Genomic DNA, 25,141 nt, shown 5'->3' on the forward strand with positions numbered 1-25,141 from the left:
TAGAATAATGTCAAATCCAATAAAACAACATTATATACCACGTTCATATTTAAAGAACTTTGCAGTTGAAGGAAGAAAAAGAAATCACTTTGTGGATGTTTACAAAATGGATAATGATATGCTATTAGAGCAAATTAGCACTAAAGATATTTGTTTTGAAAAGAATATTTATACAATACCAGCTGAATCAGATGAAATAAAATATGCCTTAGAAAAACACTATGCTGAGAATGTTGATAGTGAGTTTCCAAAAGTATATAAGTTACTTATTGACGAAAAACTGCTGACGGTTACGCAAGAGCAAAAAATCCAAATACTTTATGTATGTCTATCATTATATTTCCGCACACCACGGATTTTAAATCATCAAAAAAGTTTTAATAACCAAATATTTGATACTGCTTCACATACAGTAAATAAAGAAGGTATTATTAAAATGAATTTGTATGGAGAAAAAATGGAATTTCATATAGATGATATTGAAGTAGTTAAAAAAGAATACAATGAACGTGCAAGAACAGCTTTTTTAGTAAATCATTTAGAACAATGGGGGAATTTTGTAAAGTTCAAATACGATTGTACAATAAATGTGATTAAAATTAATGACACCGATGCACCAATAATTACGTCTGATAATCCCGTTTCAATTAGACATTTTGAAACAAATAAATTTCAAGGTTTATATGACCCTAAAGCAGTTATTACATTACCCTTGGATCGTTCACATTATTTAGAGATACATCCTAATGACTATGCAGATGGTCAAACAAGAATTAATAGACTTACTCAAGACAGAGACTATGTGTTTACTACAAATGGAGTAACACAACAAAATGCTGAAAACTTATTAGTAGCATACAAAGGAGATATTGATAAACATTTTGATATTCAAAACCATTATGAAAATCCAGAAAATGGAGATGAATTTTTAAAAAAAGCTCAATATAGAGTAGAACAAGCTCTTGTTTTATTTGATATTCTAAAGAAAAAAGGGTTTGTTTCAAAAGAATTTATAGGTAAACTTAAAGAACTTTTAGAGCATCCATATTGTAAAGACGATATACAAATGTTGAAGTACAAAAAGGTGCTATCAAAAATGGGTAAGTGGTAAAATATTGGTTTTGTATATTTATTTGCAACACCATTGCATTAAATAATGTATATCTTTGTTACGATGAAATTTTTAGCCTTCATATTATCAATTTATATTTTCGCGCTTAATTTAGCACCTTGCGAAGATAATGCTACGCTTGATAATGAGGTGCAAACTGAGATTTCACAAGGAATGGACAATGATCATCAACATCAAGATTCAGATTTATGTTCGCCTTTTTGTATTTGTCAATGTTGCCATATAAATGCAACATATTTTCAATTTGCAGATTTAAAATTTAATTTTCCTTATATATCTACTCAAGATTTTCTTTACCTAAACGGTACAGAAAAAGATTTTACCACTTCCATTTTACAGCCACCAAGGGCATAATTCAGTTTTTTTTAAGGATAGCTATATCCAAACGTAACGCCTTTTTATACAAGCGTTGCTTCGCTTTTATTTTGCGCTTCGCGCAAAATGATATGTTTAACTGAATTAACACATTTTCTATGATTAATAAAATCATTGATTTTTCAATCAATAACAAATTCATTATTGGTTTGCTAACGCTAACCATTGTAGCAGCTGGTATTTGGAGTATGACCCAAGTGCCTATCGATGCTGTTCCAGATATTACCAACAACCAAGTACAAGTCATTACACAAGCACCAAATTTAGGAACGCAGGACATTGAACAATTTGTAACCTATCCTGTAGAAGTTGCAATGAGCAACTTGCCAAATGTAAAGGAAATCCGTTCCATTTCTCGCTTTGGCTTATCTGTCGTTACCATCGTTTTCGACGACGATATGGGAACATATTTACCTCGTCAATTAGTATCTGAAAAATTGAACGAAGTAAAAGAACAAATTCCGAGTGGTTTTGGTACACCTACAATGGGACCAATATCTTCGGGATTGGGAGAAATTTACCAATACACACTTAAAGTAAAACCAGAATATAAAGACAAATATTCGGTTACCGATTTGAGAACAATGCAAGACTGGATTGTACAACGTCAAATGGCGATGGTCGAAGGTGTTGTAGAAGTAAACGCAATTGGCGGTAAAATAAAACAGTACGAAGTTGCTGTTGACCCAAACGAATTAAAGGCGATTGGTATAACAATCACAGATGTTTTTGAAGCGCTGGAAATGAACAACCAAAACACAGGTGGCGCATATATTGAAAAAAACCATCAAGCCAATTTCATTCGTGGAGAAGGTTTGGTGCGCAGTTTGGACGATATTAAAAACATTACGGTAAAAAACACAAATAACATTCCTATTACTATTGGAGACATTGCAAAAGTTCAATTTGGTGCTGCAATCCGTTATGGCGCATTGACCCAAGATGGCGAAGGTGAGGTTGTAGGTGGTTTAGTAATGATGCTTAAAGGCGCAAATTCTAACGATGTTATTGAGAATGTAAAGCAAAGAATGGCGCAAATTGAAAAATCTTTGCCCGAAGGTGTCATTATCGAACCATTATTAGACAGAAGTAAACTAATTGCTGAAACCACTTCAACAGTTGCAACCAATCTTATTGAAGGTGCATTAATAGTAATCTTCGTCCTTATTTTCTTATTGGGAAATTGGCGAGGTGGCTTAATAGTGGCTTCCACTATTCCCCTATCCTTATTATTTGCATTTATATTAATGAATGTTTTTGATGTTTGGGCAAACCTAATGAGTTTGGGCGCAATAGATTTTGGGATTATTGTCGATGGTGCTGTAATTATTGTAGAAAGTACCGTTTTCCTAATCGCTTCCCAACTCTACAAGAAGAAAAAATTGACTTCCAAAGAACGTGATGGCATCGCCTCAAACGCTTCAAAAAAGATGATGAATGCTGCCTTTTTCGGTCAGCTTATTATCTTGATTGTATTTCTGCCCATTTTAGCTCTCGAAGGTATTGAAGGCAAAATGTTTAAACCTATGGCATTGACGTTCATTTTTGCAATGATTGGCGCAATGGTGCTTTGTTTAACGTATGTTCCAATGATGTCTGCCTTGATTTTAAGAGCACCAAAAAATGACAAAAAATCTTATGGAGACAAATTTGTACATTGGGTAGAACGCAAGTACCAACCTTTATTAGAAAAATCCTTAAAAAAAGGAAAACTTATCATTGGTATTTCGGTAGTTCTATTCGGAATTGCTGTGGTTACCTTCAGCAAAATGGGTGGCGAATTTATTCCACAACTCGATGAAGGAGATATTGCATTTCACGCCATTTTAAAACCAGGTAGTTCACTTACCGAAACTATCGAAACAACTACTAAAATCGAGCAAATTGTAAAAGCAAAGTTTCCAGAAGTTGAAAAAATTGTAAGTCGAATTGGTGTTGCTGAAATCCCAACCGACCCAATGCCTATGGATATTGCAGATATTTTTGTAATTCTGAAACCTAAAAGCGAGTGGACAACCGTTGCAACTAAAGATGAACTCATTGAAGAAATGAAAGAAGCGGTTGAAATAATTCCCGGTGTAAACTATGAATTTACCCAACCCATCGAAATGCGTTTTAATGAATTACTCGAAGGTGTTAGAGAAGATATTGCAATTAAAATTTATGGAGAAGATATAAATGTGCTTTCCCAAAAGGCAGAAGAAATATCAAAAATAATTGCAGGAACGGAAGGTATTGGAGATATGAAAGCGGAAGCTACCACAGGTTTACCGCAAATGACAATAACGTATAGCCGAAGTAAATTAGCACAGTACGGACTTCAAATAAATACGTTAAACCAAATTGTACAATCTGCATTTGCAGGTGGAACAGCAGGCGTTATTTTTGAAGGCGAAAAACGTTTTGATTTAGTGGTACGATTAGATTCCCAAAATCGTAAGGACATTTCAGACGTACAAAATCTGTATATAAATTTGCCATCTGGCACTCAAATTCCGCTTCGCGAAGTTGCAGATATTAGCTTTAAATCTGGCCCAATGCAAATAAGCAGGGATAACACCAACCGAAGAACGTATGTAGGTATCAATGTGAGAGGTCGTGATGTGAAATCTTTGGTAACTGAAATCAAAGAAAAGTTAGATGCCAATCTCGAACTACCTTCTGGTTATTTCATTAGATATGGTGGTGCTTTTGAGAATCTGGAACGAGCAAGCAACCGTTTACAGACCGTTGTACCAATTGCGTTATTGCTAATTTTTGTTCTCATTTATTTTGCATTAAAATCACTTCCACAAACCTTAATGATTTATATAGCAATCCCAATGGCAACCATTGGTGGTGTTTTTGCATTATGGTTAAGGGACATGCCTTTCAGTATTTCGGCAGGTGTCGGTTTTATTGTCTTGTTTGGTGTTGCTGTTTTAAATGGCTTGGTAATGATTAGCGGATTGAATGAACTAAAAGATGAAGGCGTTACTAATCTTAAAGATAGAATTATAGAAGGTACAAAACGAAGAATAAGACCTATTATGCTAACCGCTTTTACAGATGTTTTGGGCTTCTTACCTATGGCAATTTCATCATCGGCAGGTGCTGAAGTACAAAGACCTTTAGCAACAGTTGTTATTGGTGGTTTGTTGACTTCTACTCTTTTAACTTTATTTGTTCTTCCTATTTTATATCATTGGGTAGAAAATAAATCCTTCACGTTTAGACCCAACAAAAAAGTTAGTATTGTTACTGCGATGATAGCCTTTTTATTTTTGTTACCATTAACAGGAAATGCCCAGCAGGTAAACGATACGTTACCAATTATTTCAATGAATGAAGCTGTTAACATTTCAAAGCAAAACTATCCAAGTTTAAAACAACGACAGTTGGAAATTGAAAAACAACAGCAGCTAAAAAGTACTGCTTATGATTTTGGCACAACTCAAATTTTCACGGGTGGCGAGGAACTAAATAATGGTACAGGAATTTACACAACCATTGGCCTTGGGCAATCTAACATTGATGTTTTTGGTATTGCACCAAAACGAAAATTACAGGAGCAACGCATTCAGTTAGCGCAAAAAGCCTTTCAACTTTCAGAATTAGAATTGGAATTGGAAGTTAAAAAAGCGTGGTCAAATGCCTTTCAGAGTAAACGAAATTATAATCTGTATGCAGCATTGGATTCCATTTACACCAATTTTGAAAAAGCGGTGGAATTAAATTATGAAGTTGAAGCCATTTCAAAATTGGAATATTCCGCAGCAAAGAACCAAGCATTGCAAATTCAAAACAAGTTTTTGCAAGCAAAGAGTGACTATCTAATTGCATTACAGCAGTTGAATCTATGGCTCGTTTCGGATGAATTTTATAACGTACCAGACGAATTGGATATCACTAATGAAATTGATATAAACGATTTCAATGCAAAAGAACATCCTTTATATAACCTTGCACAAATTCAAATAGATGAAGCAGAAGCAAATTACAAAGTTGCAAAAGCCGAAAATCTACCCAAATTCAATCTTCAAGGTGGTTTGCAAAACGTAAATGGTAATTCTGGTTTTTACACCTATCAAGCTGGTATATCAATTCCATTTCTATCTGGCACAACAAAAGCGAATATTAGAACTGCAAAAATTGACAAACAAATTGCCGAAACTACTATTCAATTCAGACAAAACGAAGTTGAATCTAAATTTATTCAAGCCAAAGAAAACTATCTAAAGTGGAAAACATCGTGGCTCTTTTATAAAGAACAAGTATTACCACTTACAAAAGACCAAAAAACAGGCGCATTGTTCGCTTACAAAGAAGGCGAGATTGATTATTCGGCATTTACACAACTTATAAAAGAAGCTATTCAGAGCGAAATTGAAGCACAGACAGCTTTGGCAAATTATTTAGAAAGCACTTTCGAATTACAATATTTTAAAAATTAAGATTATGAAAAACACATTATATATCATATTGACAGTTCTAATACTTTCATTTTCAGCAACCTCTTGTGGCAATAAAGAAAACCACAATGAAGAAGATGGACACGCGCACGACAAGGAAACCAATACTAATCCTAAAGAAGAACATCACGAAGGAGAAGAAGTTATGTTATCATCACAACAATTTGAAGCCTTAAAAATGAAAATTGACACCATTTCCTCACGCAATATGAGTGGCTATGTAGAAGCAAACGGAACTTTGGAAGTGCCACCACAAAATGAAGCTGCCATAACTTCGGTTGTTGGTGCAAATGTTGTTTCTATTGAAGTGATTGAAGGCGACAAAGTAAACAAAGGTCAAGTTGTTGCATACCTTTCACATCCCAATATTATACAAATGCAAACCGATTATTTGAATGCGTATAGCAACAGCACTTTTCTAAAGAAAAACTATGAACGACAACAAAAATTATATGATGCAGGTGTAGGCTCTGGTGCAAATTTTCAAAAAGCAGAAGCAGAATATGACGCATCAAAAGCTATGGTTAATGGAATGGCAGCACAGTTAAAATTGTTGAATATTAATTCAAATTCAGTCGCAAATGGTACGATAGCGCAACGTGTGGCATTACGCAGTCCCATTGAAGGTTATGTGCAAAAGGTGGAAGTGAAAACAGGACAATATGTTGAACCACAAACCGAACTCTTTGAAATTGTAGATACGCATCACGTTCACGCAGATTTAATGGTTTTTGAAAAAGATGTTTACAAAGTAAAAAAAGGTCAAAAAGTTACCTTTAATATACAATCTATTGAAGATGATGAATTGAGTGCAGAAATATATTCCGTAAGCAAAACTTTTGAGGATAACCCAAAAGCGGTTCACGTTCACGCAGAAATTGAAAACAAAAAAGGAAATTTAATTCCAGGAATGTACATTCAAGGAAGAATACAGACAGAAAGCACTAAAACAATGGCATTACCAGAAAGTGCTATTGTAAAAGAAGGCGACAAATTTTATGTGTTTTCAGTTGAAAAAGAAAATGTGGATTGGAGTTTTAAACCAATTGAGGTTATTTTGGGAGATAAAGATAGCGATTGGGTAGCAATTCAATTTCCCGAAGAAATAGCAACAAATACAAAGTTTGCTTATAACAATGCGTACTACCTAATTGCAGAAATGAAAAAGGGCGAAGCAGAACACGCACATTAATTATGCAAACAAAAGAACAATTATTAGAGTCAAAAGATATACGAGTTACGGCAATGCGATTACTTATTTATAAGTTTCTTGCACAAAAGCAAGTAGCGGTAACATTAAGCGATATTGAAAACGCTTTTGAAAAAGCAGATAGAACAACTTTGTACAGAACGGTTAAGACATTTGAAGAAAAAGCAATCGTTCATCAAATAGATGATGGCACAGGAATTACCAAATATGCACTTTGCGAAAAAGGTTGTAATTGCGAAATTGAAACCGATTTACATTTACATTTCCATTGCAATAATTGCAATGAAACCGTTTGTTTAACAGAACATAAAATCCCACAGATTAAAGTGCCAAACGGGTTTATTTCCGAAGATATAAATTTGGTAGTAAAAGGTATTTGCGATAAATGTAGTGGTCAATAAATGCACTTCCATTGCACCTATTTTTTAAGCATCTTTACACTATAATTGAATATAAATGAAAAAGAAAAAACTTAATTTAAAAGACCTAAATCCAAATTCTGAAAAAGAACACAGTCACGATGATGGTCATAATCACGGAAGTAAACCGAATAATTTTAAGGCATATATTCCAGCAATAGTAAGCTTCATAATGCTTATTGTTGGTATTGCTTTAGATTACTTTGATGTTGCATTTTTTAAAGATTGGATTCGCATTATTTGGTATAGCATCGCTTATTTACCAGTAGGATTCCCTGTTGTAAAAGAAGGCTGGGAAAGTATCAAAAAAGGCGACGTTTTCACAGAATTTTTCTTGATGTCGATAGCCACAATTGGTGCATTTATTATTGGCGAATATCCTGAAGGCGTTGCAGTAATGTTGTTTTATGCAGTTGGCGAATTATTTCAAAACGCAGCAGTCAACAGAGCGAAATCTAACATTAAGGCATTGCTCGACGTAAGACCAAATGAGGCTTTAGTATATCGGAATAATGATTACATTTCTGTAAGTCCGGAAACGGTTGAAATTGGAGAAAAAGTTCAAGTACGTGTGGGAGAAAAAATTCCTTTAGACGGTATTCTACTTTCCAAAAAAGGTTCATTTAACACAGCAGCTTTGACTGGCGAAAGCAAACCTGATACGATTGCAAAAGGCGAAAAAGTATTTGCAGGCAGTATTAACATGGATGGTGTTATAGAAATAGAAACCACCAAAGAATTTAAGGATAGCTCAATTGCTCGAATTCTCGATATGGTACAGAATGCCACAGCGCGAAAATCTAAAACCGAATTGTTCATTAGAAAATTTGCACGAGTTTATACACCTATCGTAGTGTTTTTGGCTATTGCTGTTACATTTTTACCATACTTTTTTGTAGATGATTATGTGTTTAGAGATTGGTTGTATCGTGCCTTAATATTTTTGGTTATATCCTGTCCTTGTGCTTTGGTTATATCCATTCCGTTGGGTTACTTCGGCGGATTAGGAGCAGCTTCAAAAAATGGAATTTTGTTCAAAGGAGCTTCGTTTTTAGATGCAATGACCAAAATTAACACGTTGGTAATGGATAAAACTGGAACTGTTACCAAAGGCGTTTTTAAAATTAAAGAAGTAAAGGCTATTGGTTGGGAAGAATCTGATTTTATGAAGTACTTAATGGCTATGGAAGAGCAATCCACACATCCTATCGCAAAAGCCATAATGGAGTATAAGGAAGACGGAGAAGATTTTGAAGCTAAAGACGTTTCTGAAATCGCAGGTAAAGGTTTAAAAGGGATTGTAAATGGTAAAACAATTTTAGTTGGAAACAAAGCCTTAATGCTTGCCAATAATATAGATGTTCCAACTGAAACTGATTCTATTGTAGAATCCATAGTATTAGTAGCAATAGATAATAAGTTCGCTGGTTATGTTGTGATAGCAGACGAATTAAAAGAGGATGCAAAAGAAACAATTACAGCATTGCACAAAGTAGGTATTAAAAACATTATGATGCTCTCTGGCGATAAAGATTCCATCACTCAACAAGTAGCAAGAGAATTAGGAATTGAAAATGCCAAAGGAGGTTTGCTACCAGAAGATAAATTAAATGAAGTTGAAATTTTAAAACAGAACCTTAATAATAAGATTGCTTTTATTGGAGATGGGATTAATGACGCACCAGTTTTAGCAGCAAGCGATGTAGGAATCGCAATGGGCGGATTAGGTAGTGATGTAGCGATTGAAACAGCAGATGTTATTATTCAAACTGACCAACCTTCAAAAGTGGTCAGAGCAATTAAAATAGGTCGTTCCACCCGAAAAATAGTTTGGCAAAACATTGGTTTAGCATTTGGAGTAAAAGTAATAGTTCTGATTTTGGGAGCAGGTGGTTTGGCTACAATGTGGGAAGCGGTATTTGCTGATGTAGGTGTAGCTTTATTAGCCATTTTGAATGCTGTGAGGTTGCAGAAGATGCAATGGAAATAATAAATAGAATATATTTTTATATATTTAATTCTAACCCCTGCTTTTGCAGGGGTTATTTAGTTTGAATAATACTGATATAACCTCACTCAGCACATTCCCTTTCATTCCGTTGCTCTTCATTACAGGAAAAGAGCTTCACTATCAAAGGTCTTGGACACAATTCCAAAGTTTTAGATTTCCACTTCGCTAGATCCTGCCTAATCCCGAAACTTTGGGAGCAGGAACACTACATTCCCAATATAAAATTTTGAAATAGCGTCCGCTTAAAAGAGGGAGAGATATCTATATCAATATTGGTACAAAGATAAACTCGCAAAATATTATCATCAAAAGACTACGGCATAAAGCCAACGCTTCGCCAACAACTCATTTATTCCGTTTCCTTTTGAGCAGAAATTTTGTCTTCCGTTTGGGTTCTGCAAAAATATTGTTTAATCTAAAATTTAAGTATTATGACAACAAAAGCAAGTACTGTAAGCAAAAACAGAGAGGCAACAGCCACCGTTAAAAATGAAGTCAAGAAGAAATTGACACAAAGCGCCATTGGACTTCAAGTTCAAGAGCTAAGTATCAGCAGGATTATTCCAGACTCGATGCAACCAAGAAAGTCCTTTAACGAGGAAGCTCTTAAGCAATTGTCTGAAAGCATCGAAGAGCATGGTGTTCTGCAACCTATTACAGTCCGAAAATCTGGAAAAGATTACATCATCGTAATGGGAGAGCGTAGGTATCGCGCAAGCAAATTGGCAAAGAGGAAGACAATTCCGAGTATCGTAAGGGAATATGCTAATAATGATGTTCTTGAAATTCAAATTATCGAAAATCTGCAAAGACAAGATGTTGAACCTACTGAAGAAGCTGAAGCAATTGCATACCTAAGCGAAAAATATTTGCCAACGGAGATTTCAAAACGGTTGGGAAGAACAGAAAACTTTGTAAGGCAACGTTTAAAATTATCAGGTCTAATTGAAGGTTTTAAAGTGTTTGTTCGTAATGGCGAAATGACTATTTCGTTAGGAGTAGGTGTTGCACTTTTCGAGCCAGAGGAACAGCAAATGATGCTGGAAACAATGGGAGAGGATTTTAGTGCACATCAAATTAATCAGATGATTAAAAACCAGACTTACGATTTGGAAAAAGCACCTTTTGATGTAAACGATGAAAAATTAATTACCAAAGTTGGTGCATGTGTAAAATGTCCGTTCAATGCAGCAAATCAAGGCAATTTGTTTGGCGATGGTAAAATGGTGTGTACAAAATCAGCTTGTTATGAAACGAAGAAAAGTAAGTCGTTTTTGAACTTGATTGATAAATCGAAGAAAGAGAATGTGTTGTTGATTCCTGAAATTCGCAAATACTGGGCGGATGACGACAACAATCAGCTTATTATATCGCAATTGGAACAAAACGGATTGAAAGTTTACCTTCTGGATGATGTTGAAATAATCGAAGAGCCAATTGAGCCTACAATAGAAGCAATTAAGACAGAATACCAACATTATGACTATTCTGAAGATGAGCTAAATTCTGAACTTGAAGAAGCCATTCAGAATTACGATGAAGAGTTGGAAACATATAATTCCGCAATGGAAAATGGATTTGTAGATGGTGTTATGTTTCATCCAAAAACGTACCTAGATAAAGTAATTTTTGTGAAGATAAAAGAAGATTCAAAAACTGAAAATTCTACATATTCGGAACCTTTGGCAAATAGAAAAATGGCAGAGTGTTCGCCTGAAGAGCAAATCGTTAAAATTAACGAAAGAGAAATTCGTAAAAGGCATATCGAACATAACAAGCAGTTTGAGGACATGGTTCAGATGATTCGCCAAACCGATTATATTGAAAAGAAGAAAGCACTTTCGGTAGATGAGATGGTGGCTTTCTCATTTACCTTATTTGAAAATAATGTGGATTATGTAGGTCGACAAAAATACTTTTCAAAATTATTGGGCAACACATCCAAGATGACCGATGTGGAAACTGTCGAGAATTTCAAGAAGAACTTCAAAAAGGAAATCTTCTATAAGTTGATTAGATACATCCTTACCAAACAAGTGCATTTTGGAGAAAGTAATCACGTTAATAACTTGACGAACATTTCATTCTACAATGCAATGCAAGGCTACTATAAAACTAAAATTGCCAATATTGAAAAGCAATATGCAGAAGAGAGAAACAAGCGTGAAACACGTTTGAAAGAGCGAATAGCAAGTCTTGAAAAACAAGTTCAAGAACTAAACGATTAGCTTTTGTTGTTGGAAGGAAGGGTCGGCATTCGTGCTGGCTCTTCTTTTTTTATTGAAGTTACAAGAAGAGAAAGTCATCAATCAATATTAGCGCAAAGGTAAACTCGTAAAATACACCCATCAAAAGACTACGGCATAAAGCCTACGCATCATCCAACGCTTATTTATTCCGTTTCCTTTTGAGCTGTGATTTTAGCTTCCGTTTGTGTACTGCTCAAATATTGTTTAATCAAAAATTTAGAATTATGAAACAAGTATCTGAAAAACCCAACATGTCATTACAAGAAGCAGAACAACATTATCAATCAAGTAGTGAAAAGTACGATGTAGATAGTGGAGAAAGTCATTTAGCGTATTACAGAGATAAGCATCCTTCAAATTATCAAGTATTATTAGATAGTGTTTAATTTAAAACCTCACATCATGGAAAATTTAAAAGTAGTTCAGTTCGATTTCGGTTTTGAATGTAAGCCGATATCAGCAAAAGATAAAGTTGTAAAACCAACTAAAAAGGATAAGAGTGATTTCGTTTTCGATTTTATGGATTGTCTTGCAAGTCCAATCATAGTTTTTAAATCTGCATGGCAAGATACTATACCAAAAGATATACTTGGTAGAATCAAATTATCACGAATAATTTGTTCAATGACTGGAGATAAAACGGCATCACTTACAGAGACTTTAGCCTACATGATGCCAAGAACTTATGAAGCACCCATGCAAACAGAATGGGCAAACATTTACACATGGCTAGGGCTTCAATATGCAATGCAGAACAAAAGTAAAGACCAATTAGAAGCTATGATTGAAATAGCACCAAAAGAACTTTCAGATTATGAAATGAGTATGTTGAATAATCTTAGAAAATGGATTTATGATAAGCGAAGAAAAGCTCTAAAAGACATTTTGAAAAAGAATAAAGTTTCAAAAAACGATGGTATTCTAGATATTCAAGAGAAGCTGTTTTAAAAATAAATATTCAATTTACGAGGGGAATTTATCTCACTATCCCATTCAGCACATTTCCTTCCATTCCTAGTAAAAAGCGTGAATCAAGTCCGCTAAATAAGGAAAATGTATTTGCATTTTGTTCCACTTCCTATGATTAGGTATTTCACAAAAACTTTAGAATCACTTCCGTAATCCAACACCGTCATACCTTTTTTTGACAGCAAAATAACAACATTCAGCTTTGAACGACAGCATAACCAGGCTCGTACCTCGCACTTTTTATATGTCTAAACAAAGCTGAATATCGAAAGCACTAAGCAACAAAAAGAAGGTAACAGCGTCGGCTCTATGGGAAGTAAATCTAAAATGAATCTTATGAAATCTTACAAAATCAATAAAAAGGAAGCGGAACAAAAGTTAAAAAAACAAAAAAAGGAAAACGCTCTGGATATAATAAGTAAATCAATAACAAAGCCTTTTTGAATAGTTCAGATAGGTAAATATTAATCTTTAAATTTTTTAATTATGAGTACTCTAAGAAACAAAGTACAGTTAATTGGCAACGTAGGAAACGAGCCAGAAATCACAAACCTTGAAAGCGGAAAGAAAGTTGCAAAATTTTCAATCGCAACCAATGAATCTTACAAAGATTCTAAGGGAGAGAAAGTAACAAACACCCAATGGCACAATATTGTAGCATGGGGAAAAATTGCCGAAATCGTAGAGAAATATGTAGGCAAAGGAAAAGAGGTAGCACTTGAGGGAAAATTGACTTCACGTTCTTATGAAACTAAAGAGGGAGAAAAAAGATATGTTACCGAAGTGGTCGTAGATGAAATCTTGCTTTTGGGAATCAAAGGCGATAACGCTACGGAATAATTGAAAATTAAAAGAGAGCGTTCCTGTGGAAAGATGCGCTCTCTTTTTCATTATTAATCTTATTAAATAGAATTACAATGAATGATAAAGTTAACAAAATAAAAGCCGATTTGCAACATTTTTGTGGTACAGAAATGTTCTTTAAAATTCCATTAATTGGAACTCGTTTTACAGATGGATTAAAATATTTAGCCAACGAAGCGGAATGCTTTTGGTTGATTACAGATGCATCCGTAATTGCAAAAAGTTTATCGAACAGAAGTGAATTTATTACCATCGATTTTAAACGACTTTCTGAAAAGGAACAGTTTGAAAAGCAATGCGAAGCCATCATTAATTACAGCGATGGAAATGATAAAATTTTTGAAACGCACCGATATAATGTAACCGATTTTCCTTTGGATGAATTGCGATTATTTTTTGTAAATAATACGCTGATGCTTCCAAGTGAATATTAAATTTTCGAGATATGATTTATATTAAATTTCAAGATTTGAGTTCGGAAAAGCAAGAGGAACTTTTACAAGTTTCAAGAGAGCACGTTACATATCTTTATGGAGATTCCATTAAAAAGTATGTTGACGAAACTGGCGCAGATTATAATAGCCTGATAGACGAAGAAATGATTAAAAATTTATACACTTATAGTTATGTTTTTAACATTTAGAAGATTTATAATTGAATTATTAACCCAGGACCTCTAATTATTTAGAGGTTTTTTTTTGTCATGTTATTTTATATTCTGCAACAAAAAGAGCCATTCCTTAAAGATACTTTTAAACTTCAAGAATAACACTCTTAAAAAATCGAATTACAATTAGCAATCGTTAAAAAGCCATTACATTTTTGGATGTAATGGTATTTTTTTTGTCCAGCGAGCTGGACGAAAAGGAATAGCAAGAGGGTAACACGCTAGCGCGATGTTTCAATTTTAAGTTTTTCTAAAACCCTAGTGAACTCAATAGTTTACAGCGATTGATTGTTTTAGTTTTTGAAGTTTTAGCATCGTTTTTCACGGAAAAAAGCTGTTAGCCCAATAAAACCAACAAATTTTTCAAGGAAATATGGATAAAGGATATGAAAAAGAACGCTTTGATAGCCTAAGTATTAAAACTTCAGTGGCTCAAAAATTTAATGAATTTTGTAAAAAAATGTCGCGCTCAAAATCAATGACACTTTTAATGATGCTCGACTTTTTTGAAACTAATGGGATATCCCCAAACGAAACTTTAGGACCGAATATGAAAACTTTGGAAAGTCAAATCAAGAAACGAATCAATGCGGTAATCGCCATCATAAAAGACATTGAAAAGCACCATGACAAACCTACAACTGCCATGTTACAATCCTTGTTTATGGAATTTGAGTCAGCAGAAAAGAAACTCATTTTGGAAAAAGAACTCAAACAAAAGAACATTCAGTTTGTAGAAAAAAAAGAGTCTAATACTCAATTATAAGAACATGTATATTACCATCACAGCTCAAAAATTATGAGGCGATTATTCGCAAAGTTCTGTGGGTTTTGTTGCATATCTGGAGAAAGAAAATCAAGGCTTGGAGCAAGACGATGTCGAGCATTTTTTTAATCAATATGGAGATGAAATAGGTGCTAAAGAAGTCGTGAAAGACATTGATGGTAATACAGCAAAACTCAAAAAGAAAGAACCGAAATTTTATTCTATTACCATAAATCCGAGTCCATCAGAGTTACGAAATTTACAATATAATTCTGAAGATTTAAAAAGATATACTAGAGCTCTAATGACTGATTATGCAAAGTCCTTCAAGCGTGAACTTATATGCGTCTTGGCTTCATCTGAAACAAATCAGACGCTTCCAAATCTATTTTTAAGCGAGGCTTTAGATAGCTTCTTACTGAGTTTAAATATGTCTCTATAAATTATCATTATAAACCTTGGGTTATAACACCAAAACGACAAAAGTTAAAAAGAGGGTGTAAAAAAGAATTAAAGAATATTTAAGAGGCTGCCAAGAGCATGCCTTAGCTTCTTATAAGCAATACGCTTTTGAGATTTAACGGTGTTTTTGCTTATAGAGAGTTCTTCAGCTATCTCCTTATTAGTATAGGCATTTAGCGCTAACCTAATGACGGCTTCACTTTTTTTTGGCAGTTGCTGTATGGCAGTTGCTAGCTGGGCATAAGTATCTATTAGCGTCAATTGGGTAGAGAAAAATTCCTCGCTTAACATATGGTCAAAGTCAACATCAGGAGATTGAACCATACTTCTATGATATTTACTTTTCAGATAGTCTAAACAGCGGTTTTTAACGGATGTATACAACAACGCTTTTATCGCATAAAAATTAGGGTATGGGGTGTCTCGTTCCCAGATCTTCATAAACACCTCTTGTACAATATCCTTAGACGTATCCATGTCATTGAGATATTTGTTGGCAAATAAGCACAACGAAGGGTAGAGGGTCTCAAAAAGTGACTTAAACCCGTTCAAACTTTTGGGGTGTACTTTGCCTGTGGACATAATGCATTGGTATTTAAAGGAAATTCTAAAAATTTCTTTTTAATGTAGAGTACCAAGCGTTTTTTTAATTTTCAAACTATGCAGAAAAAATAGGGCGTGGAACTCAACTTATCGGATTGAGGTACTGGTATACCTGACAACGATAAGAGAGCTCACGCCCGGGAACGTGAGCAATCTGCTTATCATCTCGTTGTCTAAAAATTACCAGTTTTCAATCCGAGATTCAAAGCGAATGCATCTAATGTTTTAGAAATGCTTTCGCAAATTTATTTAAAAAGTATCATAAATGACAGATACTGATTCAAATATATAAATAATTTTCGGTACGTCAAAGCGTACCGATATTTTATTTATGAAATAGTTAATTGCATAGATGAAAGAAAAGTTAATCTTATATATAAATATTAAAATTGCAATTAGCTTAAATAGATTGTTGAAATCTGGTAATATGACGCAACAATTTAATAATTCTAAAGAGGAAATGATCAATAGTTATAATCAAATAGCTTTGGAAGCTGGTATTCGGAAAGCCACAGTTTCTGATACTTTTAATGCAAAATCCAAATCGGGACCGAACTCAACGACAGTAATTTTAATTATTGAAGCAATGGGGTATAGTTTACTGGATTTTGCAAAAATATATGATTCAGTTAACGATACTGAGATTAAGAACTTTTAGAACGCCATTATTCATTGAATGATGGAACTCAAAATTTATAAAAAAAGAGAATTCACTTCTTCTTTTTCCATTGTTAGGTAAAGTCGTCTTCTTTTGCACCTAATGGAAACAAGACATGATAACACAAATAATTTAGATAGTCGGGAGGGATTCTGATCCATCTTGATAGTTTAGTTTCCTGAAATTGGTTGACTAAAATTAAATACTTTTCGTAATTTATGTGGTAACAAAAGTTACTTTGTGGAGAAAACTCATAAAAATCGTAGTTTTTTCATTTACCAACTTTTGATAAAGAAGTGTTGATGCATGAAAGTAAGGATAACATTATACCATTACTCATATTATACTATAATTTACAAGTATAATAATTTGTTAAGACAGATAAAACCAGTACTTTTGTTCATGAATATATTGTGTTCACGAATAATGAACATTAAAAATTAATGAACAAAAAATGAATGATGTAGATATTTTAAATAACGCAATTCATAATTTAGAAAAGGATGTTCCAATAACTTTGAATTGGAAAACTATAGACATTAAAAAAGATACTGGAATCGATGGTGAATTGGCTATAACAATAAATAACCAACAAATTCTAATGTTTGTAGAGATTAAGAAGGATGTTAAAAACCATCAACTCTTTAATATTTTTGAGTGCAACAGGAGGTTTGAAAACTTTTTATTAGTGGCAGAAAAATTATATCCAAAAGTAAAGAAAGAACTTCGTGAAAATTATATTAATTATTTAGAAGGTAATGGTAATGTGTATATTAACAAAAACGATTTTTTTCTATATATAGATACTAACAAAACAAACGGGAATCCTAAAGAAAAGGGAAATCGTGCCTTTACAAAAACAGGATTAAAAGTCGTATTCCATTTTTTGCTGAATCCACAGTTATTAAATGAAACACAACGTGAAATTGCGGATATTGCCAATGTAGCATTAGGCAACATCCCATTAATTATACATGGTTTGTTAGAAAACAAGTTCATTTTAAAATTAAATAAAAATGAATATGTAATCAACAATTATGAAGAGTTATTAAACAAGTGGATTACAGAATTTCAACAAACATTAAGACCTACTATTTTTAAGCAACGTTTTAGATTTCACAATAAAAATCAAGATTGGAGAGAATTAGAACTTAATACAGAAAAAACAGTTTGGGGTGGCGAACCAGCGGGTGATATAATTACCAATCATCTACGACCAGAAAAGTTTATACTCTATACCAAAGAAACTGTAAAAGATTTAATGATAAAATATAGATTATTACCAGATGACGAAGGTGATATATGGGTATATGATATGTTTTGGACACTTAATTTTAATAAGACAGCACCAAAGGAGTTAGTATATACAGATTTAATGATTAATGACGATAAAAGAAGTAAAGAAACGGCAAAATTAATTTTTGATGAATACATCCAACCAAACATATAAACAACTATCAATCCCATATTTCAAGGAAGTTTTTGATTGTATAGATGAGGTAATGATAAAACTAAATGTGCCTTATTATTTAATTGGTGCAAGTGCAATTGCTTTAGAATTACTAAAAGATGGAATCAAACCAAGTAGAGGAACAAAAGATATAGACTTTGCAATAATGATATCCTCGATACAACAATTTGAATCCATAGTAGAAGAATTAAGAAACCATGGGTTTAATAAAGTAGAAGCACCTTGGACATTGTATAATGATGATTATAATATTGTGATAGACTTACTGCCATTTGGCGAAATTGAAGAAAAATTTACTCTAAATTTTAATGAACGTACTACTGATTTGCACGTTTTAGGATTTAGTGAGGTATTACAGGATCCCGAAACAGTTCAAATAGAAGAAAAGTCGATACAAATTCCATCCTTACCAGGAATGGTAATTTTAAAATTAATTGCCTGGAGTGATAGACCTGAAGAAAGAGATAGTGATTTGTATGATGTTTTAAGAATAATAGAACACTATTTCGACTTAAATTTTAATGAAATAGTAGAGCAACATAACGATACTTTTCCAGAAGAAGGAGATTTAGACCAACTCCAAATTGCAGCAAGGGTATTAGGTAGAAAAGCAAGTCAGTTTTTAAATATTTCAGAGGCAATTAGCACTCGAATTTTAAAAACACTAAACGATAATATCATAGACCCTAAAAAATCTGCAATAGCAAAACAGTGGATTAGTAATAAAGAATGGGATTTAGAATATGCTGTTCAAATTTTGGAAGAGTTAAAACTTGGTTTAATAGAAAAGTAGTAAAATATGTCTCAACTTTCTGAAATAGTATCAAAAATAATTTCGTTAAATAGTACATTATTTCAAGAAATGTGTGACGAAATCATATTACGTAATTATCCATCTCATAAAGATTTTGGGAAGTCTGGTATGGCTTTAGGAAAAGAGGAAACAAAACCAGGAACACCCGATTCGTATATTCTTTTAAGTAATGATTTTTTTGTTTTTAACGAAATCACAAAAGATAAAAGTGGTGGTTTGGATAAACTAATTGACGACTTCAATAAATGTATAGATGAAACAAAGACTAAAGTAAAAAAAGAAAAAATACAGACGATAACATTCTGTACAAGCTTTGAGTTAAAACCAGGTCAAAGTGATCAGCTCAATGAACTATGCAAAAAAGAAAATATTCTAATGGATTTTTGGAATGTGAATCGTATTGCGAGAAATATCTTATTTCAAAACACAGACTTGGGTAATAAATATTTAGATATTCCTTTAGATAAATCTCAATGGGTTTCGTTAGATACTTTTGTAGTAAACTACAATAGTGCTGGTAAACAAATTGCAACGCCATTAAACAATCCTTTTCTACATAGAGATGATGAAATTAAAGAAGCATTTCAATTAATAAATAAACATCATATTTCAATTATTTCTGGTCCTGCAGGAACAGGGAAATCTAAGTTATGTGTTGAAATTTTAGATAGATTGTTAAGAGAGCAACCAAATATAGCTGTTTGGGTTAATTCTTTTGACAGTGATTCAATAATAGATGATTTAAAAGGAAAACTCTCTCTAGAATCGCAAACCATACTTTTTATTGATGATGCACACAGAATATCTCATTTTGAACAAATTTTACAGTTTTTAAAAAATAGTTCTTATAACAAAGTCAAAATTCTTGTAACAGTTAGAGATTATGCTGCATCAGATTTTTCAGAACACATTAGTGAGTTTGATTACGAAACGATAAGTATCAATAGGCTTAAAGATGAAGAATTAAGTGATATATTAACTACCGAACCCTTTTGTATAGAAAATAAAGATTCACTTCATAAAATATTAGAGTTGGCAAAAGGTAATGTTAGGCTCGCACTTATGCTTGCTAAGCTTGATAATATTAATAAAGATATGTCCGCTCTTAATAATACAGAAGATGCATTTGATCTTTATTTCAAAACTTTTTTAAAGGATTCAAGTGAATTAAAAAATGAAAGTGTTATTAATACAATGGCTATAATAACCTTTTTTGGTTCAGTAAATATGAATTCTGTTGATTTTGATAATTTACTCAATACATTCAAACTAAATAAAAATGAGTTTGTTTCAAATGTTGAGCTATTAAGAAAGTTTGAATTGATAAGTATTTATAAAGAAGAAATTAAGATAGTTGAACAAAACTTAGGGGTGTACTTTTTTAACAAAGCTTTTTTTCAATTGAAATCATTAAATTTTGAGACATTACTATTTAATTATTTTCCAACATATGATTATCGATTTAAAGATTGTGTTATATCTGCTAATAATAGTTTTAATCACCAAAATGTTGTCCAAGCTATTAAACATGTGTTAATCAATTTTTCACGTAACTCTAGAATAAACCTATTAGGATTCTATGAATTATTTTGGTTTATCATACCTGACCAAACAATTGAGTATATGCTTCAATTAGGGCTTCAAGGAGAGCTTAAACCTGTAAATAAATACAAACTTACCTTTGAGAATAATGAGTTTTCATCACAAAAGAGAAATATATTTAGTTTATTGAGTCACTTTGCAAAAAGGCCATCTACTTTTCTGAAAAATGCTTTATTAGCTTCATTAGAATTTGTTAGGCGTAATCCAGAAGCAGCAAGTGAATTTCATTATACGATAAAAGAATATTTAACTTTTGATTACCAAGATGTACAATATGGTTATTATAAGCAAAAAACTTTATTAGAGATTGTTTTAAAAGGAGCTAATGAAGAAAAGCAATTGGAAAAAGAATTGTTTTATGTAATAGGAAAAATGTTGTTAAAACATAAATTTCAACAAGTAAAACCTTTGTATGGTAACAGTCTGTCAATTTATAATTACGAAGTAAAAAAAGGAACAATCATAGAAGAATTAAGAGATGATATATGGAATAGAGTTTTTATCCATTTTGATTCTTATGAAAAGGAGTCTTTAGAATTATTAGAATCTTGTGCTTCTATGCACCCGGATAATAATGTGGAATTAATGAAATATGATTTAGAATTTATATTAAAAATCATTAATGATAGATTAAATCCAAAAGTATTTGAACATTGTAGATATGTGCAAAAACAAATTTGGTGGTGTAATAGGTCTAAGGTAAATCACAAATCCTTCAAAGACCTATCAACACTATTTAACTGTGAGTTATATCAATTTTATAAAATTTTAAATAGAAAGCTATTAAATGGAGTTCACAGATTTGAACTAGAAGATAAATTAGACCATAAAATATATGAGGAAAAAAAGAAAGATGAAATAAAGGCTTATACAATTTCTAAATATTCTAAAGCTCCTCAATCACTCTATAAAGAGTATCTTTTTTTATACAAAGCTACAAATGCTAAATGGAGCATCACTCAAACTAGTTTCGATATAGCCGTTAACGCTATTTTTGAAATTGATTTTAAAAGAGGGGTAAAATTATTAGAAATAATAATTAAAGACAATAATCAAGTAAATTATATCCCATATTGGCCTTTTTCAAATATCCTTAAAGAAGAAAAGAAAGCCCTTGAAATTTTTGAGGTAATCAACAAGGGTAATTATAATAGAAAAACCAACATATTATTATGCTATTTTGAAAGACTTCAAGTTGAAAAAAATTATGACAAGGTATCCATAGATATTGTTAATTGGTCTCATGCTGTTTCTGAAAATTTTAGCATTTCTTTTGAAAATTTAGAGAAATATTTAAAAGAGGATTCAAGGTTGTTTCATAAGGTATTGTCTTCATTAAATAAGAAGATGAAAGAAGGAGTGAAAATTTATTTTTATGGTAGTTTGTTTGAAAAATACGTGAATTTATTTACGGATGACATTCAAATTTTAAAAGAAACATACCTGTTACAAGATTTTACTCAAGACCATTTTGATTATGATAGTAAAGGATTAGAACAACTATGCATATCCTATCCTGAATTTCTTTTAGAATATTTTGAATATTATTATAGCACACCAGAACTTAAAAGGCCTAATAGAGAACATCGTGATAGATACAATTTTATATGGAAAAATGAAGATTTAATAGGAGGAGTGGAAACTGTTTTAGATTTTATAATTGACAAAGAATATTACTACGGAATAAGTGACCATCCTGCAGGGAATCTTTTTAAACAATTAAAACCTGACGAAAGTAAGATAGCTATTTCTTTTTTAAGAGCCTATCTATTAAAACATAATAATAGTCCAAAACACCTAAATGTTATTATGGATATAATCCATAAAAGATTTCCAACTCAAAAAGAAAACTTTATAAAAGCACATCTTATAAAAAATAAAAATAAGGCTATTTTCGAAAAGGTAAGATGGATTTATCAACAAGCTATTTGGAGTGGTAACCAAAATCCTGAATTGATTAGAGCTAAAAGGTGGGAAGAAGTATTAGATTTTGTGAATTCATGGCCAGAAGATATTATGTTACTGCCCATACAAAATTTTATTAATGAAACAATTGAAAGAAATAAAAAGTATAGTGGAAAAAATAAAAAAGAAAGAAGACATTAGAGTATTATTTGAGATTTTCCATAAACTTAATCGTCCTAAAACCTTTATTATTACATTATCTATAAATCAAAAATTCACAACACTATCTAATGCGTCATCAGCATCTTTATGAATAAAATTAGCTTGATAGTTGAGAGTAGTCTTTAAATCGCTGTGGCGATATAATTTTTGCAGCATTAAAGGATGGATTCTATCTCCCGCAATATTTCCGAAACTGTGACGGGCAATGTGATTTGATAAATTCTTATCGATATCACATTCTTTGGCAATTCGTTTTAAGTATTTATTAAATAATTTTGTTGCATTCCTTGTCTTTCTAAAAATGTCTTCAGCATTTTTATCGTTGACATCTTTTAAAAATGGAAATACATACCCGCTATTTTCTTTTTGGCTCTTTTTGTAAAAATTTAAAATCACATTAGCTTTATCTGGAATTTTAAGACTTAAGGGTTTTTCATTCTTATTCATAACATAGTACAGACGATTATCCTTAAAATCTGACCACTTTAACTTGACAATATCCGAAATACGTATTCCTGCAAAATAAAAGGCAATTAACCATACATTGTGAGTATGCCATATGGATGATTGAGGCTCGAATTGCAAAGATTCTACTCTCTCTATTTCATTAGTGGTTAGCCCTATTTTGTTTCCCGAGCCTATCCGTATCTTCTCTTTTTCTTCTGCAAATGGATAAAATTTTGAAGCTACAATACCAGCTTTGATAGCAATGTTAAAGAGGGTTCTTATAAAGATAAGTTGATTCGATATTGTCCTTGTTTTCTGATTTAAGTAAGCAGAACAGAATGTCTTATATCTTTCTAAAAATGCCTGATCGATATCCCTGAACTTCAAAGTCGTATTTTTCTTAAAATAATTTATTCCATCAATAAAAGAATATTCAGATTTCCTTGCTCTACTTACTCTGTCCTTTCTTCTTTGTTTTATTGCCTCAATTATTTCGTTTTTGGGTAAGGTTGATTTAAGAGTTAGAAACTCTTCGATATTGTATAGGATGGAAAGCTCTGATTTGGCTACTGAAAAAGTTCCGCGATCATGTTTACTCTTAATGCGTTCGCCTGCGACAGTAAAGAATGATTTAGAACCACCTGGTCCTCTCAATTTTTGCTTAGCCTGTTTTGGTGTTATACTTTCATCTTTAGAATCAAAGTACAGATCATTAGCTTCTGTCAACTTCTTCATCAAAAAATTGTTTAGCTTTTTATGATTTGGATGGGTTCTCTTGGCTTTTCCGGCAACTTTGTCCCAATCTTTTTCAAAAACATATTGACCAAGCCATTTATAATTGGTCTTGTAATTTTCGCTTATTCTAAGAGCCAAAGGAGTAGTGCCATCCTTTTTCATCATATTTTTACGTAATACAATTTTGATACTAGCCATAACTATAATTTTAAAAGATTATAAAGATACGAAAAACTAGTACAGAATAAGTACAGAATAATTTGATTTTAGACGATTTTAATCTAATACAAAAAATATTAAATATTTTATAAACAATTGATTATAAAGGATTTTGTGTGGTTTTGATGGTGCTAAGTATCAAGCTCATAACCCGAAGGTCACTGGTTCGAGTCCAGTTCCCGCTACTAAGTAAGAGTAATCAGAAATGGTTACTCTTTTTTTTTGTTTAAAATCTATTAAGATTGAAGTTCCTGTTTCTTTATGGTTAAAATGCTATTTTCAGAAGCTTGTTCTTCTTGTTGCTTCACAAACTATTTTTTATTGTAATACCTTAATTGTGGTAAAATCACTTTGTCTTTACATTAAGCATTTTATAACTTATCTTAATTCTTTAAAGTGACAATATTCTTTAAAGTGACAATTCTTATATCTATAATTTTTCGGGCATTTCGCTTTTGCTTTAAAGGAAGCAAAATCGCCGCGTCATCCGCTATATCTTTTTTTAGAAGATGCATTTCTAATAGAATAATGCCTTACCTATATATAGTAGGTTTATTATTTAATAGTATAAGGAATAAAAAAAGGATGCCGCTCCTACCGCTAATGCGGGGATATGTATAGAATAATAAGTCCAGGAGAATATAAAACGAAGCCAGAGTAGGCGTATAGCAGATAAAAACTACAAAATCAATAAATCTTCAGAAGTTAAATAACAGACAACAAGCGGGTTAAAAGTTTGTCAGAAATAAAGCCTAAAAAAGCCTTGTCAGTTTAAAAAAGGGATCTATATTTGCAACCCGAAACAAAAACGACAAGTTTGGTTTCAACCCGTTCATTGTCAGATAATTTTATTTAGAAAAAGCGATTAAAATCTTTTTCAAATTAAAGTT

The 25,141-nt window shown here is 32.3% G+C and carries 19 protein-coding genes and 1 pseudogene; 18 read left to right on the forward strand and 2 right to left on the reverse strand.

Annotated elements, in window-relative coordinates; translation table 11 throughout:
• Positions 1-7: 7 nt before the first annotated feature.
• The 14 genes and pseudogenes from HSX10_RS06415 to HSX10_RS06480 all read left to right on the forward strand — a co-directional run.
• Positions 8-1,111: a DUF4238 domain-containing protein gene (locus HSX10_RS06415; protein WP_173587375.1), complete on the forward strand. Its 1,104-nt coding sequence runs from the start codon at positions 8-10 to the stop codon at positions 1,109-1,111.
• A gap of 63 nt (positions 1,112-1,174) precedes the next feature.
• Positions 1,175-1,486 carry a DUF6660 family protein gene (locus HSX10_RS06420; protein WP_147677779.1) on the forward strand — a complete coding sequence of 104 codons (312 nt, stop codon included), beginning with the start codon at positions 1,175-1,177 and terminating at the stop codon, positions 1,484-1,486.
• 119 nt (positions 1,487-1,605) lie between these two features.
• Positions 1,606-5,940, forward strand: a complete 4,335-nt coding sequence (locus tag HSX10_RS06425; RefSeq protein WP_173587376.1) for a CusA/CzcA family heavy metal efflux RND transporter — start codon at positions 1,606-1,608, stop codon at positions 5,938-5,940.
• Positions 5,941-5,944: 4 nt separating this feature from the next.
• Positions 5,945-7,150, forward strand: a complete 1,206-nt coding sequence (locus HSX10_RS06430) for an efflux RND transporter periplasmic adaptor subunit (protein WP_159018049.1) — start codon at positions 5,945-5,947, stop codon at positions 7,148-7,150.
• 2 nt (positions 7,151-7,152) lie between these two features.
• Positions 7,153-7,569, forward strand: coding sequence for a Fur family transcriptional regulator (locus HSX10_RS06435; protein WP_173587377.1), 417 nt, complete (start codon positions 7,153-7,155; stop codon positions 7,567-7,569).
• A gap of 55 nt (positions 7,570-7,624) precedes the next feature.
• The gene (locus tag HSX10_RS06440; protein ID WP_173587378.1) at positions 7,625-9,577 is read left to right on the forward strand and encodes a heavy metal translocating P-type ATPase; all 1,953 of its coding nucleotides are present in this window, start codon (positions 7,625-7,627) and stop codon (positions 9,575-9,577) included.
• 452 nt (positions 9,578-10,029) lie between these two features.
• Positions 10,030-11,826 (forward strand): ParB/RepB/Spo0J family partition protein, encoded by a 1,797-nt coding sequence (locus HSX10_RS06445; protein ID WP_173587379.1) that lies wholly within the window; start codon positions 10,030-10,032, stop codon positions 11,824-11,826.
• Between the two features lie 245 nt (positions 11,827-12,071).
• On the forward strand, positions 12,072-12,233 hold the full coding sequence (locus HSX10_RS06450) for a hypothetical protein (protein WP_173587380.1): 162 nt from the start codon (positions 12,072-12,074) through the stop codon (positions 12,231-12,233).
• A gap of 16 nt (positions 12,234-12,249) precedes the next feature.
• Positions 12,250-12,795: a hypothetical protein gene (locus HSX10_RS06455; RefSeq protein ID WP_173587381.1), complete on the forward strand. Its 546-nt coding sequence runs from the start codon at positions 12,250-12,252 to the stop codon at positions 12,793-12,795.
• Between the two features lie 507 nt (positions 12,796-13,302).
• The gene (locus HSX10_RS06460) at positions 13,303-13,656 is read left to right on the forward strand and encodes a single-stranded DNA-binding protein (RefSeq protein ID WP_034043616.1); all 354 of its coding nucleotides are present in this window, start codon (positions 13,303-13,305) and stop codon (positions 13,654-13,656) included.
• A gap of 77 nt (positions 13,657-13,733) precedes the next feature.
• A complete protein-coding gene (locus tag HSX10_RS06465; RefSeq protein ID WP_173587382.1) occupies positions 13,734-14,114 on the forward strand; it encodes a DUF6876 family protein in 381 nt (126 codons plus the stop codon).
• A gap of 35 nt (positions 14,115-14,149) precedes the next feature.
• The gene (locus HSX10_RS06470; protein ID WP_173587383.1) at positions 14,150-14,323 is read left to right on the forward strand and encodes a hypothetical protein; all 174 of its coding nucleotides are present in this window, start codon (positions 14,150-14,152) and stop codon (positions 14,321-14,323) included.
• A 397-nt stretch (positions 14,324-14,720) separates the two neighbouring features.
• Positions 14,721-15,113, forward strand: a complete 393-nt coding sequence (locus HSX10_RS06475; RefSeq protein ID WP_173587384.1) for a BfmA/BtgA family mobilization protein — start codon at positions 14,721-14,723, stop codon at positions 15,111-15,113.
• Between the two features lie 4 nt (positions 15,114-15,117).
• Positions 15,118-15,453, forward strand: a pseudogene (locus HSX10_RS06480) (DUF5712 family protein); the annotation flags it as partial.
• Between the two features lie 170 nt (positions 15,454-15,623).
• Here HSX10_RS06480 and HSX10_RS06485 read toward each other — a convergent pair.
• Positions 15,624-16,157: an RNA polymerase sigma-70 factor gene (locus tag HSX10_RS06485; protein ID WP_173587385.1), complete on the reverse strand. Its 534-nt coding sequence runs from the start codon at positions 16,155-16,157 to the stop codon at positions 15,624-15,626.
• Between the two features lie 373 nt (positions 16,158-16,530).
• Between HSX10_RS06485 and HSX10_RS06490 the strand changes: the two genes are divergently transcribed.
• The 4 genes from HSX10_RS06490 (at position 16,531) to HSX10_RS06505 (ending at position 22,829) form a co-directional block, all read left to right on the forward strand.
• Positions 16,531-16,836 (forward strand): hypothetical protein, encoded by a 306-nt coding sequence (locus tag HSX10_RS06490; RefSeq protein ID WP_173587386.1) that lies wholly within the window; start codon positions 16,531-16,533, stop codon positions 16,834-16,836.
• Positions 16,837-17,290: 454 nt separating this feature from the next.
• The gene (locus HSX10_RS06495; protein ID WP_173587387.1) at positions 17,291-18,286 is read left to right on the forward strand and encodes a type IV toxin-antitoxin system AbiEi family antitoxin; all 996 of its coding nucleotides are present in this window, start codon (positions 17,291-17,293) and stop codon (positions 18,284-18,286) included.
• A complete protein-coding gene (locus HSX10_RS06500; protein ID WP_173587388.1) occupies positions 18,261-19,100 on the forward strand; it encodes a nucleotidyl transferase AbiEii/AbiGii toxin family protein in 840 nt (279 codons plus the stop codon). Before HSX10_RS06495 ends, HSX10_RS06500 begins: the two co-directional genes overlap by 26 nt.
• 6 nt (positions 19,101-19,106) lie before the next feature.
• Positions 19,107-22,829: an nSTAND3 domain-containing NTPase gene (locus tag HSX10_RS06505; RefSeq protein WP_173587389.1), complete on the forward strand. Its 3,723-nt coding sequence runs from the start codon at positions 19,107-19,109 to the stop codon at positions 22,827-22,829.
• A 66-nt stretch (positions 22,830-22,895) separates the two neighbouring features.
• Here the strand turns inward: HSX10_RS06505 and HSX10_RS06510 are convergent, their stop codons facing one another.
• Complete coding sequence (locus HSX10_RS06510; protein ID WP_173587390.1) at positions 22,896-24,230, reverse strand: tyrosine-type recombinase/integrase; 1,335 nt, start codon at positions 24,228-24,230, stop codon at positions 22,896-22,898.
• Positions 24,231-25,141: the final 911 nt, after the last annotated feature.

The sequence above is a fragment of the Winogradskyella undariae genome (assembly GCF_013285155.1).
Classification (GTDB): Bacteria; Bacteroidota; Bacteroidia; order Flavobacteriales; family Flavobacteriaceae; genus Winogradskyella; species Winogradskyella undariae.

What these genes read in the sequence shown, in the direction of transcription:
- HSX10_RS06415 (WP_173587375.1), top strand. Translation starts at nt 8, where the DNA reads ATGTCAAATCCAATAAAACAACATTATATACCACGTTCATATTTAAAG.
- HSX10_RS06420 (WP_147677779.1), top strand. Translation starts at nt 1,175, where the DNA reads ATGAAATTTTTAGCCTTCATATTATCAATTTATATTTTCGCGCTTAAT.
- HSX10_RS06425 (WP_173587376.1), top strand. Translation starts at nt 1,606, where the DNA reads ATGATTAATAAAATCATTGATTTTTCAATCAATAACAAATTCATTATT.
- HSX10_RS06430 (WP_159018049.1), top strand. Translation starts at nt 5,945, where the DNA reads ATGAAAAACACATTATATATCATATTGACAGTTCTAATACTTTCATTT.
- HSX10_RS06435 (WP_173587377.1), top strand. Translation starts at nt 7,153, where the DNA reads ATGCAAACAAAAGAACAATTATTAGAGTCAAAAGATATACGAGTTACG.
- HSX10_RS06440 (WP_173587378.1), top strand. Translation starts at nt 7,625, where the DNA reads ATGAAAAAGAAAAAACTTAATTTAAAAGACCTAAATCCAAATTCTGAA.
- HSX10_RS06445 (WP_173587379.1), top strand. Translation starts at nt 10,030, where the DNA reads ATGACAACAAAAGCAAGTACTGTAAGCAAAAACAGAGAGGCAACAGCC.
- HSX10_RS06450 (WP_173587380.1), top strand. Translation starts at nt 12,072, where the DNA reads ATGAAACAAGTATCTGAAAAACCCAACATGTCATTACAAGAAGCAGAA.
- HSX10_RS06455 (WP_173587381.1), top strand. Translation starts at nt 12,250, where the DNA reads ATGGAAAATTTAAAAGTAGTTCAGTTCGATTTCGGTTTTGAATGTAAG.
- HSX10_RS06460 (WP_034043616.1), top strand. Translation starts at nt 13,303, where the DNA reads ATGAGTACTCTAAGAAACAAAGTACAGTTAATTGGCAACGTAGGAAAC.
- HSX10_RS06465 (WP_173587382.1), top strand. Translation starts at nt 13,734, where the DNA reads ATGAATGATAAAGTTAACAAAATAAAAGCCGATTTGCAACATTTTTGT.
- HSX10_RS06475 (WP_173587384.1), top strand. Translation starts at nt 14,721, where the DNA reads ATGGATAAAGGATATGAAAAAGAACGCTTTGATAGCCTAAGTATTAAA.
- HSX10_RS06485 (WP_173587385.1), bottom strand. Translation starts at nt 16,157, where the DNA reads ATGTCCACAGGCAAAGTACACCCCAAAAGTTTGAACGGGTTTAAGTCA.
- HSX10_RS06490 (WP_173587386.1), top strand. Translation starts at nt 16,531, where the DNA reads ATGAAAGAAAAGTTAATCTTATATATAAATATTAAAATTGCAATTAGC.
- HSX10_RS06495 (WP_173587387.1), top strand. Translation starts at nt 17,291, where the DNA reads ATGAATGATGTAGATATTTTAAATAACGCAATTCATAATTTAGAAAAG.
- HSX10_RS06500 (WP_173587388.1), top strand. Translation starts at nt 18,261, where the DNA reads ATGAATACATCCAACCAAACATATAAACAACTATCAATCCCATATTTC.
- HSX10_RS06505 (WP_173587389.1), top strand. Translation starts at nt 19,107, where the DNA reads ATGTCTCAACTTTCTGAAATAGTATCAAAAATAATTTCGTTAAATAGT.
- HSX10_RS06510 (WP_173587390.1), bottom strand. Translation starts at nt 24,230, where the DNA reads ATGGCTAGTATCAAAATTGTATTACGTAAAAATATGATGAAAAAGGAT.